Source organism: Streptosporangium vulgare, assembly GCF_042428775.1.
Taxonomy (GTDB): domain Bacteria; phylum Actinomycetota; class Actinomycetes; order Streptosporangiales; family Streptosporangiaceae; genus Streptosporangium; species Streptosporangium vulgare.
In genome coordinates, this window is sequence record NZ_JBHMBS010000014.1 from 15,442 (window position 1) to 27,335 (window position 11,894).

The 11,894-nt window shown below is 71.8% G+C and carries 12 protein-coding genes; 7 read left to right on the top strand and 5 right to left on the bottom strand.

Translation table 11 applies throughout. The annotated features are described in order from the left end of the window. Positions 1 to 18: 18 nt before the first annotated feature. Positions 19 to 1,131, bottom strand: a complete 1,113-nt coding sequence (locus ACFFRH_RS26795) for a winged helix DNA-binding domain-containing protein (RefSeq protein ID WP_386160397.1) — start codon at positions 1,129 to 1,131, stop codon at positions 19 to 21. Between the two features lie 244 nt (positions 1,132 to 1,375). Next, a complete protein-coding gene (locus ACFFRH_RS26800) occupies positions 1,376 to 2,173 on the bottom strand; it encodes a GNAT family N-acetyltransferase (RefSeq protein ID WP_386160399.1) in 798 nt (265 codons plus the stop codon). An 83-nt stretch (positions 2,174 to 2,256) separates the two neighbouring features. Between ACFFRH_RS26800 and ACFFRH_RS26805 the strand changes: the two genes are divergently transcribed. The 6 genes from ACFFRH_RS26805 (at position 2,257) to ACFFRH_RS26830 (ending at position 6,643) form a co-directional block, all read left to right on the top strand. Beyond that, the gene (locus ACFFRH_RS26805; RefSeq protein ID WP_386160401.1) at positions 2,257 to 2,415 is read left to right on the top strand and encodes a hypothetical protein; all 159 of its coding nucleotides are present in this window, start codon (positions 2,257 to 2,259) and stop codon (positions 2,413 to 2,415) included. Positions 2,416 to 2,506: 91 nt separating this feature from the next. Beyond that, the gene (locus ACFFRH_RS26810) at positions 2,507 to 3,049 is read left to right on the top strand and encodes a hypothetical protein (RefSeq protein WP_386160403.1); all 543 of its coding nucleotides are present in this window, start codon (positions 2,507 to 2,509) and stop codon (positions 3,047 to 3,049) included. A gap of 109 nt (positions 3,050 to 3,158) precedes the next feature. After that, on the top strand, positions 3,159 to 3,578 hold the full coding sequence (locus ACFFRH_RS26815) for a GNAT family N-acetyltransferase (protein ID WP_386160405.1): 420 nt from the start codon (positions 3,159 to 3,161) through the stop codon (positions 3,576 to 3,578). A 477-nt stretch (positions 3,579 to 4,055) separates the two neighbouring features. Beyond that, on the top strand, positions 4,056 to 5,336 hold the full coding sequence (locus tag ACFFRH_RS26820) for an Nramp family divalent metal transporter (protein ID WP_386160407.1): 1,281 nt from the start codon (positions 4,056 to 4,058) through the stop codon (positions 5,334 to 5,336). A 220-nt stretch (positions 5,337 to 5,556) separates the two neighbouring features. Beyond that, positions 5,557 to 5,937: a DUF302 domain-containing protein gene (locus ACFFRH_RS26825; protein ID WP_386160409.1), complete on the top strand. Its 381-nt coding sequence runs from the start codon at positions 5,557 to 5,559 to the stop codon at positions 5,935 to 5,937. 4 nt (positions 5,938 to 5,941) lie between these two features. After that, positions 5,942 to 6,643, top strand: a complete 702-nt coding sequence (locus ACFFRH_RS26830) for a hypothetical protein (RefSeq protein WP_386160411.1) — start codon at positions 5,942 to 5,944, stop codon at positions 6,641 to 6,643. On the opposite strand, the gene ACFFRH_RS26835 is transcribed toward ACFFRH_RS26830, so the two are convergent. The 3 genes from ACFFRH_RS26835 to ACFFRH_RS26845 are packed head-to-tail and all read right to left on the bottom strand — an operon-like array spanning position 6,617 to position 10,156. Further along, entirely contained in the window at positions 6,617 to 7,684 is a 1,068-nt protein-coding gene (locus ACFFRH_RS26835) for an ABC transporter permease (protein ID WP_386160413.1), read from the bottom strand. The genes ACFFRH_RS26830 and ACFFRH_RS26835 overlap by 27 nt on opposite strands. After that, entirely contained in the window at positions 7,674 to 8,696 is a 1,023-nt protein-coding gene (locus ACFFRH_RS26840) for an ABC transporter permease (protein WP_386160415.1), read from the bottom strand. The genes ACFFRH_RS26835 and ACFFRH_RS26840 overlap by 11 nt, the downstream gene beginning before the upstream one ends. Then, entirely contained in the window at positions 8,693 to 10,156 is a 1,464-nt protein-coding gene (locus ACFFRH_RS26845; RefSeq protein ID WP_386160626.1) for a sugar ABC transporter ATP-binding protein, read from the bottom strand. The genes ACFFRH_RS26840 and ACFFRH_RS26845 overlap by 4 nt, the downstream gene beginning before the upstream one ends. 1,065 nt (positions 10,157 to 11,221) lie before the next feature. On the opposite strand from ACFFRH_RS26845, the gene ACFFRH_RS26850 reads away from it, so the two are divergent. Then, positions 11,222 to 11,872, top strand: coding sequence for a lysophospholipid acyltransferase family protein (locus ACFFRH_RS26850; protein ID WP_344749013.1), 651 nt, complete (start codon positions 11,222 to 11,224; stop codon positions 11,870 to 11,872). Positions 11,873 to 11,894: the final 22 nt, after the last annotated feature.

Below are 11,894 nucleotides of genomic sequence, written 5' to 3' on the forward strand. Positions count from 1 at the left end.
AGGAACCGGTTCGTCGGCTCAGGTCTCCTGGAAGCGGATGTCGCGGGACGTCGCGGCCGGGGCGACGAAGTCGAGCATGCGCGCCCCCTCCACCTCCAGCTCCGCCCGCTCCCCCTCGCTCACCGGCGCGAAGAGCTCCACCTCCAGGATCGCCTCGCCCCGCTTGGCCGTCACCTTCCACATGCCCCGTACGAAGCCGTCGACCAGCACCGTCGCCTTGATGATGCCGTTGACGGTGAAGATCCGCCCCCGGTACTCCTCCTCCGCGATCCGGGTCCTGGTCCGCTGGGCGAACGACAGCAGCGTGTTGTCGAACTCCGACAGGTAGCGCACCGGGGCCGGCGTCTCGGGGTCGGGGCGCGACGCCTCCGGCAGGTCGAACAGCTCCGCGCCGTCCTCGGTCACGAAGACCCGCAGGCCCATCTCGCGGACGATCTCCCCCAGGCGGGTCATGCCCGACCACTGCTGGGCGTCCATCACCGTGGCGGGACCGTAGGCGGCGAGATAGCGGCGGATCGCCTCCTCGGCCGCGACACGGCCGGGCCGCTCGTCCTGGGACCGGCCCAGCCACGCCTCCGCGGTGGTGTGGGCGGCCTGCCCGCCCACCCCCCAGATCCCCCTCGGCGGGACCTGGACCAGCGCCAGCGTGTTGCGCACCCCGGCGACCAGGTCGGCGGCGGGAGCCTGCGGCCATCGCTCCCGCAGCAGCGCGCCGAGCTCGCGGAAGGTCAGGGGGCGCTCCTCCACCAGCTTCCGCCCCACGGCGGCGAGCTCGTCCAGGTCCACGCCCGCCAGGCCCTTGCCGTGCGCCGTCCCCCGCAGGCCCCGCGCCAGCAGCGGCCCCAGCAGCGGGCGCAGCGCCATGCAGTCGTCGGCGGTGACCAGGTGGATGGTGGAGCGCATCAGCGACAGCCGCACCACCAGGCGCTCGTTGATCAGCCGGGCGAGATCGTCGGCGGCGAACCCGGACAGGCGGGTCCACAGCCCGATGTAGGGAGGGTTCGGCGCCTGGGCCTGCATGCCGTACAGGTGACGGACCGCCTCCAGCACGGACAGCTCCGCACGGGCCAGCAGCAGCTGCCGCTCCAGCGTGGCCCGGTTGAGCGCGCGCCTGCTGAGCACCTCGGGCATGCGTGTCCTCTCGTGGGCGAGCCACGACACCACGGCATGGTGACACCGTGATGTCCGCGGCCGGGTCCGCGCCAGAGTATCCAAAGTGCTCGACCTTCACATACAGGTCGAGCATCCAGGACAGGTCGACATCCAGCCCCCGGCCACCGCCGGGAGCACCTGCGGCACTCGACGACCGCGTCGGCGGTCCGGCCGCCTCCGCGCCCGGCTCACCGAGCGCGTCGCGCCGCCCCCTCCCCGGTGATCAAAGTGTCGGAGGCACCCACACGTACGGCGTCGTCGTCGTGATCGCCTCCAGGCCCAGCCTGGCGAGGATCGGGCGGCTGGCGTCGGAGGCGTCCACCTGCACCAGGGGGAAACCCCGCGCCACCGCCAGCTCCGCCCGGTACGACACCATCGCCCGGTAGATGCCCCTGCCCCGCCACTCCTTCAGGGTCGAACCGCCCCACAGCGAGGCGAAGTCGGTGCCCTCGTGGAAGCGCGCCCACGCCGCGCACACCACCTGCCCGCCCGCCTCGGCGATCACCACCGCGCACGGGTCCCCGGGACCGGCGAGGTCGCGCTCCAGCATGCCGGGCAGCCAGCCGTGGTCCGCGTCCCAGACCGTCTCCTCCAGCTCGCGGATGCGCTCCAGGTCGTCCCGCCCCGCCACCTCGCGCAGCCGCACCCCGGCGGGCGCCGCATTGGCGCCGGCCAGCTCACCGGCCTCGCCGACGAACACCGTCTCCCGCTCCTGCGGCTCGAACCCGGCCGCCACGAGCCGCTCGGGCAGGTCGGCGGGCAGGTCATAGCCGTGGTACTTCCACTCGACCTCGCGCCCGACCCGGGTGAAGAAGTCTCGCTGGCGCGCGATGAAGGCGTCCAGCTCGGCGCCCGTCAGGCCGCCCAGGTCCCGATACGTCAGGAACCCCTGGCCGTGGCCGTTCGACACGATCCTCAGCAGCGGCCCGATCCGCTCGGCCGTACGGCCCGGCATCGGCCTGGCCCGGAGCTGCTCGTCATATGCCGCGAGGTAGGCGGAAGCCCGCGATGAGATGTTCATTACGGACAGCCAATCACACACTCATCGCCTCCGACATGGCGTTATGGACCTAGACACGGCCCGGAGCCTCCCATCTCGCCCCGATGCCTTTACAAGGTAGATTCACAAGCGGCGGGCAGGGGCCGCACGGCGCGCGAGCCGGACGCACCCGGCTCACCCGGCTCTCCGCGCTCGTCGCGCTCGTCGCGCTCGTCGCGCTCGTCATGCTCGTCATGGGCGAAGAGGTCTCCTCGGCACCGTGACAAGGATCTGATTCCGACACGTTCCACCGGGCACGCCGTAACTGTCGGTGGCGACGCCTACTATGAGCCCCTCAAGGAGGGATAGCCGCTCATGGTTGACGCGCTGAGGGTTTCGCTGCTGGTCACGACCGATCTGCCGCCCGACACCGACCTGAAGGAGTTCGGGCGGTTGCTGGCCGATTCCGTGCTCACGCTCCAGCGGGGCGAGGTGACCTATCCCGCGCTCCTGCGCGGCGGGGTGTTCTGGCTGGACCGGCCGCTGCCGCCGTCCGACGACGGGCTGCCCGGCCCGGCGGCCGAGGAGTTGCGGTTCGCGGCGCTGCTGGGCCACCTGTCGGCCGCCCACCCGCCGGGTTCGGCGAAGGAGACGGTCGCCGACGCGGGCCGGGCGATCACCGCCGCCGTCGCCGCCCGGTACGGCGACCTGGGCAGCCCGCCCGCCGTGATGGCGATCCGCGGCGAGGACGTGCGCGAGCGCACCCCCCGGTCGGCCATCGCGGTGGGATCGGAGACGACGGAGCCCCTCCCCCGGGCCGACCCCCTCCCCCGGGCGCAGCCCCTCCCTCAGGCGGAGTCCCTCCCCCAGACGGAGCCCCTGCCCGAGCCGATGCCCTCCCTGGGCGTGTCCTCCTGAGCGTCCGGGACGATGTCCTTCCACCCCTGGCCCCTCCCCCGGGATCCTTCCGCTCCCCGGGGATCCTCGCGGCCCTCCTCCCCCCGGGCGGGCTGATAGCTTCCCGTCCGTGGACGTGAACATCCGGTACGGGCGGATCGAGGATGTCGAGGCACTGCTCGCCTTCTGGCTGGTGGCCGCCGAGGGGACCGACAGGCACGACGACCCGGCCAAGGTGGTCGCGCTGATCGAACGGGACCCCGAGGCCGTCCTCGTCGCCGAGGTCGACGGGAAGATGGCCGGCACGCTGCTCGCGGGCTGGGACGGCTGGCGAGCCCACCTCTACCGGCTGGCCGTGGATCCCGCCCTCCGGAGGCGGGGAGTGGGGACCACGCTGATCCGGGCGGCCGAGGAGCGCTTCGCGGCGTTCGGCGCGTTCCGGGCCGACGCGATGGTGCTGCACGACAACGAGGCGGCCCACCACGCCTGGGGCGCCGCGGGCTACGCGCCGCAGCCCCAGTGGTCCCGCTGGGTCAAGCCGCTGGGGTGACCGCCCGGGAGGCCCGGAGTCACGGGTTCTCCGCGACTCGGTGAGACGAGGGCGACGGGCCGTCCGGGTCGTTCCCGCCGTTCGGACGTCCCTCGAATCGATCACGCCGGCGTCAGGCGCTCCGGGCGGAGATCGATCGGGCCCACTCTTGCGACCATCGCCATTTATGCGACTTACCGCTTTTGAGAATATAAGGGGCGGATTCCGGAGGCATGCTATTTGTTTGCTCCGGCCAGACCTCGGCCGCTTGTCTTCATTCTTTGGCTGAGTAATCCTTGGTTTGCGGCACTGAGGCTGCGATGTACCGCCAATTCACACTTTCCGGTAATTCACTGGCCGACACGGGATTTCGCGCGGTCTCGCACTGCCGAAGCGGATTTCGCGGAGCTCGCGGAACGCGCGGAGTCAGACGCCCGCTCGCCGGTGAACGCCCGCCGAACACAGGTGACGGCAGGCACGACGCGCCGGGAGGCACCGATGAACGACGACGACACGCTGACACTGTCCCCGCCCACCCCGACGCCCCGGCCTCCCGCGCGGCCGGGCGGTTCGCGGGCGGCTCCGATCCTGGGACCGGCGTTCGTCGCGGCGATCGCCTACGTGGATCCCGGCAACGTGGCCACCAACCTGACCGCCGGGGCGACGTCGGGATACCTGCTCGTGTGGGTGGTCGTGCTGGCCAGCCTCGTCGCGCTCCTCGTGCAGTTCCAGGCGGCGAAGCTCGGCATGGCGACCGGCAAGAGCCTGCCCCGGCTGTGCCGCGAGCGTTTCTCCCGCCGAGGAAGCCTCCTGCTGTGGCTCCAGGCCGAGGTGGTCGTCCTGGCCACGGACCTGGCCGAGTTCGTCGGCGCGGCCGTCGGGATGCAGCTGCTCTTCGGGATGCCGCCCGCGATGTCGGCGGTGGTCACCGCCGTGGTGGCGCTGCTCATGCTCCAGCTGCGGCGGCACGGCCGGACCCGGCGGTTCGAGCTCGTCAGCGCCGCGAGCCTCCTGCTCGTCGGCGCGGGTGTCGTCTACGACGTCGTCGCGGTGGGCCGGCAGTCCGTCGCCGAGCTGGCCGGCGGGCTGATACCCCGCCTGGACGGCGGCGGCTCGCTGATTCTCGCCATGGGGATCGTCGGCGCCACCGTGATGCCGCACGCCATCTACCTGCACTCCGCGCTGGTGCAGGGACGGGGATGGCCGGCCGGCGCGGCGTGGCGGCAGCCCGAGCTCGTCCGGCGGGCGCTGCGGATCGACTGCCTGCTCGGCCTCGGCACCGCCACGGTCGTCAACGTGTCGATGATCGCCCTCGGCGCCGGGCTGGGAGCGGCCGCGGGCGGGGCCTGGACCGGCGACCTGTTCGCCGCCCACGAGGAGTTGCTGAACCGGGTCGGCGGTGCCGCCGCCCTCGCGTTCGCCGTCATGCTCCTGTCGTCGGGAGTCTCGTCCTGCGGGGTGGGCACCCTGGCGGGAGACGTGGTGATGCGGGGCTTTCTGAACCTCCGGGTACCGATCCAGCTGCGGCGCGTCGTGACGATGACACCGGCCGTCCTCGCCCTGGTGCTCGGCGTGCCGCTGACCGGCCTGCTGATCGTGAGCCAGGTGGTCATCTCGCTCGGCGTGCCCGTCGCGCTGTTCCTGCTCGTCCACTTCTGCCGCGACCGGTCGGTGATGGGCCCCCTGGTCAACGATCCGCTGACCACGCGGATCGCGGCCTGCGCGGGCGCCGCGGTCGCCGTCCTCGGGTGCTGCCTGCCCCTCACCCTCCTGTTCTGAAAGTCCTGAAAGTTCTGAAAGCTCTCACCTCGTTCTGAACGAAAGCCCCGGCCGCGGGTTCCCGTGAAGGAACCCGGCCTCACGCGCGACGCCGCGCTTCCCGCCGTTCTCGCCTATTCCAGCCCATTTCCGCCCGTTCCACCGGGACCGGAGCCCGAAGCCGGAGCCCAGGGCCGGAGCCCGGGACCGGAGTCCGGGGCTCCTCGCACCGGAGGAATCGATGAACACCGTCACCCGCGTCTCGTCCGGCTCCGTCGCCGAGACGCTCGACCGGCTCGAAAAGCTGATCACCGGCAGGGGGCTCACGCTCTTCGCCGTCGTCGAGCACGACGTGGCCGCCGCCGAGGCCGGGCTGAGCATGCGGCCCGCCAAGCTGGTGATCTTCGGCGACCCCGCCGCGGGCACCCCGCTGATGGTCGCCGCGCCGCTGCTCGCCCTCGACCTGCCCCTGAAGATCCTCGTCTGGGAGGACGAGTCGGGCCGTACCCTGGTCAGCCACGGCAGCGTCGCCGAGCTCCAGGAGCGGTACGGCCTCACCGACGAGCAGGTGGCGCCGCTGCGCGGGGTCGCGCTCCTCGCCTCCGCGGCGACCGGCACCTGACGACGTGAACGCGCGGCAGCGGTCGGAGCGGCGCGGGCACCCGGGCGAGCCCCGGCTCCCCGCCGCGTGCGCGGTCGTGGTCGCCGCGGCGCTGTACGCGGCGCTGCCGGGCAAGATCATCATCGGGCCCCGGTTCGTCATCCCCGCGCTGGAACTGCTGCTGCTGGTGCCCCTGATAGCGATCAATCCCCGGCGGATGGTCCGGGAGAACTGGTTCATGAGACGGCTGTCCCTCGCCCTCGTCCTGGTCATCGCGGTGACCAACGGGGCGTCGCTGGTCCTGCTCATCATCGAGCTGGTGTCCGGTCAGGCCAGGGAGGGCAAACAGCTGCTGCTCGCCGCCGGCCAGGTGTGGGTGACCAACATCATCATCTTCGGGCTGGCCTTCTGGGAGCTCGACCGGGGAGGACCCGTGCGGCGCACCCAGGCGAGGGGCGGCAACCTGCCGGTGGCCGACTTCCGCTTCCCCCAGGACGAGGACCACGACGCCGTCGCCGAGGTGGCCGCCCGGTCGTCGGCGAAGTCGGGGTGGACGCCCGGCTTCGCCGACTACCTCTACCTGTCGGTGACGAACTCCTGCGCGTTCAGCCCCACCGACACCATGCCGCTGTCGGTGCGGGCGAAGCTCCTGATGGCCGCCGAGTCGATGTCGGCGCTCATCCTCTCGGTGGTCGTGATCTCACGAGGTGTCGGCCTGCTGAGGTGACGCCTCCCGGACGGCCCTGGCGTGCCCGCGCCGCGCCACCGCGGTGACGAGACGCGGAGTGATCACCGAGATGATCAGGAGCAGGCCGGTGACGATCGACTGGATCTCGGTCGCCACGTCGTTGAGCATGAGCAGGTTGCGCAGCAGGCCGATGAGCAGCACTCCGGCGATCACGCCGCCGAGGGTGCCCTTGCCCCCGTCGAAGTCGACGCCGCCGAGGAGCACCGCGGCGATGACGGCCAACTCCAGCCCGATGCCGTTGTCGGCGCGGGCGCTGCCGTAGCGCAGGGTGAAGATCACCCCGGCGAAGGCGGCGACGGTGCCCGAGAGCACGAACAGGATCAGCTTGATCCGCTTGACCCGGATTCCGGCGAACCGCGCCGCCTCCTCCTGCGCGCCGATCGCGAACAGCGAGCGGCCGAAGCCGGTGGCGTGCAGCACCACGGCGGTGACCACGGCCAGCAGGACGAACAGCGCCACCGGGTACGGGATCGGCGTGTCCGGCACGTCGCCCACCGCCAGCTCCGTGTACTGCGCGGGGAACTCCGCGATCGCCCTGTCGCCCAGCACCACGTAGGCGAGGCCGCGGTAGAGCGCCAGCGTGCCGATGGTAACGGCGAGCGAGGGCAGGCCCAGCCTGGTCACCAGGAGGCCGTTGACCAGCCCGCACACCGCTCCCACCACGACCACCAGCGGGATGATCGTCTCGATCGCCCAGCCCGCGTCCCAGAGCGAGCCGACCAGCGCGCTGGACAGGCCCAGCACCGAGGCCACCGACAGGTCCACCTCCGCGGCCACCACCAGCATGGTCATGGCCAGCGCGATCAGCGCGATCTCCCCCAGGTCGCCGAGCGCGAACGACAGGTTGCCGACACTGGCGAAACCGGGCGATCCGGCCGAGCCTCCGATGAAGACGAGCACGAGCAGCAGGCCGACGAACACGTCCCAGCGGAGCAGGCGGCCGAGCGAGCCGCGTTCCGGCCGTCCGGTGGGCGGCACGGCCGTCACCTCGGGCTTCGCGGTCGTCACGTCAGGAGCCATGTCGGGAGTTCCTCCTCCGCAGTACCCGTGCGACCCGCAGCGCGAGCAGCCGGTCGACGCTGATCGCCAGGAGCAGCAGCGCGCCGGTGATGGCCTGCTGCCAGAACGGGTTGACCTTGAGCACGACCAGCGCGCTGGTGATGGTGGTGAGCAGCAGCGCGCCGAGCGCCGCGCCGTACACGGTGCCGACGCCGCCGGTGATCGCGACTCCGCCGACCACGACGGCGCTCACCACCTGGAGCTCCCAGCCGTTGGCGGCGTCGGCGACCACGGTGCCGAACCGCGACAGCCAGAGCACCCCGGCGAGGCCCGCGAGCGCGCCGCTGAAGAGGTAGGCCCCCATCACGCGGCGCCGCACCGGCACGCCCGCCAGGCTCGCGGCCTCCGGGCTGGAGCCGATGGCGTAGAAGTCGCGGCCCGAGGCGTAGGAGCGCAGGTAGTAGCCGACGGCCAGCATCGCCACGACGGCGATGATCGGCAGGTACGGCACCCCGAGCACCGAGCCGTTGCCCAGGGAGAGCAGCGCCGGGGGCAGGTCGACGGCGTTGATCTGCCGCCCGTGGGCGATGTAGTGGTCGACGCCCTGGATCACGTACAGCGTGCCGAGGGTCACCACCAGGGCCGGTACCCGGCCGAAGCTGACCAGCAGGCCGTTGATCATGCCGCAGAGCGCGCCGATCGCGACGCCCAGCACGACCGCGAAGACGACGCCCCTGCTGTGGTCCGCGGAGAGGAGGTCGCCGACGGTGAAGGCCACCAGGCCGACGACCGAGCCGGCCGACAGGTCGATGTTGCGGGTGATGACGACGACGGACTGGCCGACGGCGAGCAGCACCAGGATGGAGGCGTTGAGGAAGATGTCGGTGAGGCCCTGCCCCGACAGGAAGTTGCCGTTGGTGCTCGCGGTCACCGCGACCAGGACGGCCAGCGCCGCCACGATGCTCAGCTCGCGGGCCCGGAACACCAGGTCCACCAGGCCGCGGGCGCTCCGCCCGGCGGTGACGGCGCTCACGAGGCCCTCCCGGTCGCCGCTGACATGACGCTCTCCTCTGTGGCCCGCTCGCGCGGGATCTCGGCGACGAGCCGCCCCTCCTGCATGACCAGGACCCGGTCGGCCATGCCGAGCACCTCGGGCAGGTCGGAGGAGATCATCAGTACGGCGAGGCCGTCGGCGGCCAGCTGGGACAGGAGCCGGTGCACCTCGGCCTTGGTGCCCACGTCGATGCCCCGGGTGGGCTCGTCGATGATGAGCACGTCGGGGTCGGTGGAGAGCCACTTGCCCAGCACGACCTTCTGCTGGTTGCCGCCGGAGAGCACGTTGACCGTGTCCGACAGCCGGTTGAACTTGAGCTGGAGCCGGATCGCCCAGTCGCGGGCCCGGTCGCGCTCGGCGGCACGGGAGATCACCGGGCCGCGGCGCAGCGCCCGCAGGCCGGTGATCCCGATGTTGCGCTCGATGGAGTGGTCCATCACCAGGCCCTGCTGGCGCCGGTCCTCGGGGACGAGGGCGAGGCCCGCGGACATCGCGGCGGTCGGGGACGCGGCGGGCAGCCGCCTCCCGTTCACCTCGACGGTCCCGGCGTCCCAGCGGTCCACGCCGAAGATGGCGCGGGCGACCTCGCTGCGTCCCGCCCCGACCAGCCCGGCGAGGGCCACGATCTCGCCCCGCCGCACCTCGAAGGAGACGTCGGTGAACACCCCCTCCCGGGTGAGCCGCCCGACCTTGAGCGCCACCTCACCGACCTCGGTCTCCTGCTTGGGGTAGAGGGTGTCGAGGTCGCGGCCGACCATCCGGCGGATCAGGTGCTCGTGCGTCAGGCCCGCGACCGGCTCACCGGCGATCCAGGCGCCGTCGCGCAGCGTGGTGACCCGCTGGCAGAGCTCGAAGATCTCGTCCAGGCGGTGCGAGATGAACAGGACCGCGCACCCCTGCTCGCGCAGCGCCTTGACCACGTTGAACAGCCGCGTCACCTCGTTGCCCGACAGCGCCGCGGTGGGCTCGTCCATGATCAGCACCCGCGCGTCCCGCGACAGCGCCTTGGCGATCTCGACGAGCTGCTGGTCGGCGATGGACAGGCCGCGGGCGGGCTGCTCGGGGTCGAGGGCGACGCCGAGCCCGGCGAACAGCTCCGCGGCGCGGGCGCGCATGGCCCCGCGGTCGATCCGGCCGAGCGTGCTTCTGGGCTGGCGGCCGATGAAGATGTTCTCGGCGACCGACAGGTCGGGGAACATCGTGGGCTCCTGGTAGATCACCGCCACGCCCGCCCGCTGGGCGTCGGCGGGGTTGCCGAACTCCACCGGCTCGCCGTCGAGCAGGACCTGCCCGGTGTCCGGGCGGTGCACCCCCGCCAGGATCTTCACCAGGGTGGACTTGCCCGCGCCGTTCTCCCCGGCGAGCGCGTGCGCCTCTCCCGCGTACAGGTCGAGGGAGACGTCGCGCAGCGCCCGTACGGCGCCGAACGCCTTGCTCACCCCGGCCAGTGCCAGGACCGGAGGGGGCTCGCCGGAGGGCGGCCGGAGCGGCGCCTCTCCCTCGTCCGGTACGGTCACCGTGCCACCCCTTCCATCCCCTAAAAACGTTTTAGTAGAATGAGCGGACGCTAATCCCGGCCGCCTCCCTTGTCAATGGGGGATGAAAGCCTCGTTTCCAATGCGTTACGCCATCTCGCAGGTGAGGCGGGACCGAGCCGGGCGCCATCCTCGGAGAAGGTCTCCCCTGGATCGAGTAACACGTTTTAATCGAACGCCGGAACCCGGACGACCGCGACCACCCGGGAGGTCACGGGCATCCCGGGCCGCCTCCCGGCCCGTCCGGACCGACGGGACGGACGCCCCTCGGCTCCTCGCGGGCGTGCCGGGCCTCCTGCCCGCCCTCGCCCTCGCGGCGCCGGATCCAGCTTCACCCCCGCGCCCATCGCATGGCCTCGCGGCGTCGCATCCGGTCTCATGCCCGTACTCCCCTGCCCGGCCTCGCGGCGCCGGGTCCGGCCCCGTGCCCGTACCCCTGCCCGGCCTCGCGCGCCGTGACCGGCCCCACCCCTCGCCTGCCGGGCCCGGCGGCCCCGCCGGGCCGGTGGCCGTGACGTCGGCCGGACGGTTCTCCGAGAGAATCTCCGAGGGCCGTGACCTGGGGATCTCCTGGTCACACGGCCCCATCGGACACGCCGGTGACCTCAAATCGGAATAACCAGCGGCAGACGTCCGTTAGAGTGATCGTGCCGATGTGGTTTGTGTCCCCCGGGCCGCAAATTACCGCCTTCACGGAATACCGTTCGGCTGGAGCCGTGTTGTGCCTCTCGCCGAGGAGGCGACCGCCACATCGGCACCAAACGTCACGCCCCGCGAGCCCCTCAGGCCCGTGGGGCGTTTCTTTTCCTCCGTGATCCGGTGGTGGTTTTCACCGGACTCGCCCCGGAAAAGAGCGGTGGCGATGGAGGAGGGCTACAAACCTGAGGGCTCTCCTTGTGCGGGTGCGTACAACCATCGGCCGTCGGGCCACCACCTAGTGTTGGGTAACCCGTCTCATGAGGAGAGCCCGTGCTCTATCGCCTGACCAAGGTCGTCGGCGGCCCGATCCTGCACCTGCTCTGGCCGACCTCGGTCACCGGGCACGAGCACGTTCCCGTCACGGGTCCGGCCATCATGGCCTCCAACCACCTGTCGATCCTCGACTCGACCTTCCTGCCGCTGGTGCTCAAGCGCCAGGTGCGCTTCGTCGCCAAGGCCGAATACTTCACCGGCAACCCCGTCACCGCGATGTGGATGCGCGCCACCGGCCAGATCAGCATCGACCGGCAGAGCCCCACCTCGGCCCAGGACATGCTCGACGCGGCGGCGGAGGTGCTCAGGAAGGGTGAACTGTTCGGCATCTACCCGGAGGGCACCCGCTCCCCCGACGGGCGCCTCTACCGGGGCAAGGTCGGCGTCGCCTGGCTGGCCCTGGCCACCGGCGCGCCGGTGATCCCGGTGGCGATGGAGGGCACCGGCGAGGTGCTGCCGATCGGCGCCACGAGGCCCAGGCTCGGCCGGGTGAGCGTGCGCATCGGCAAGCCGATGACCTTCACCGGCTCGGAGACGAGCGCGCGTGACCGGCGCAGCGTGACCGACGAGATCATGTTCGCGATCCAGGAGCTGTCCGGCCAGGAGTACGCGGCGAGCTACGCGCCCAGTCGCACTCAGACCAAATGATCATTTGTCGGCATATGTCGCG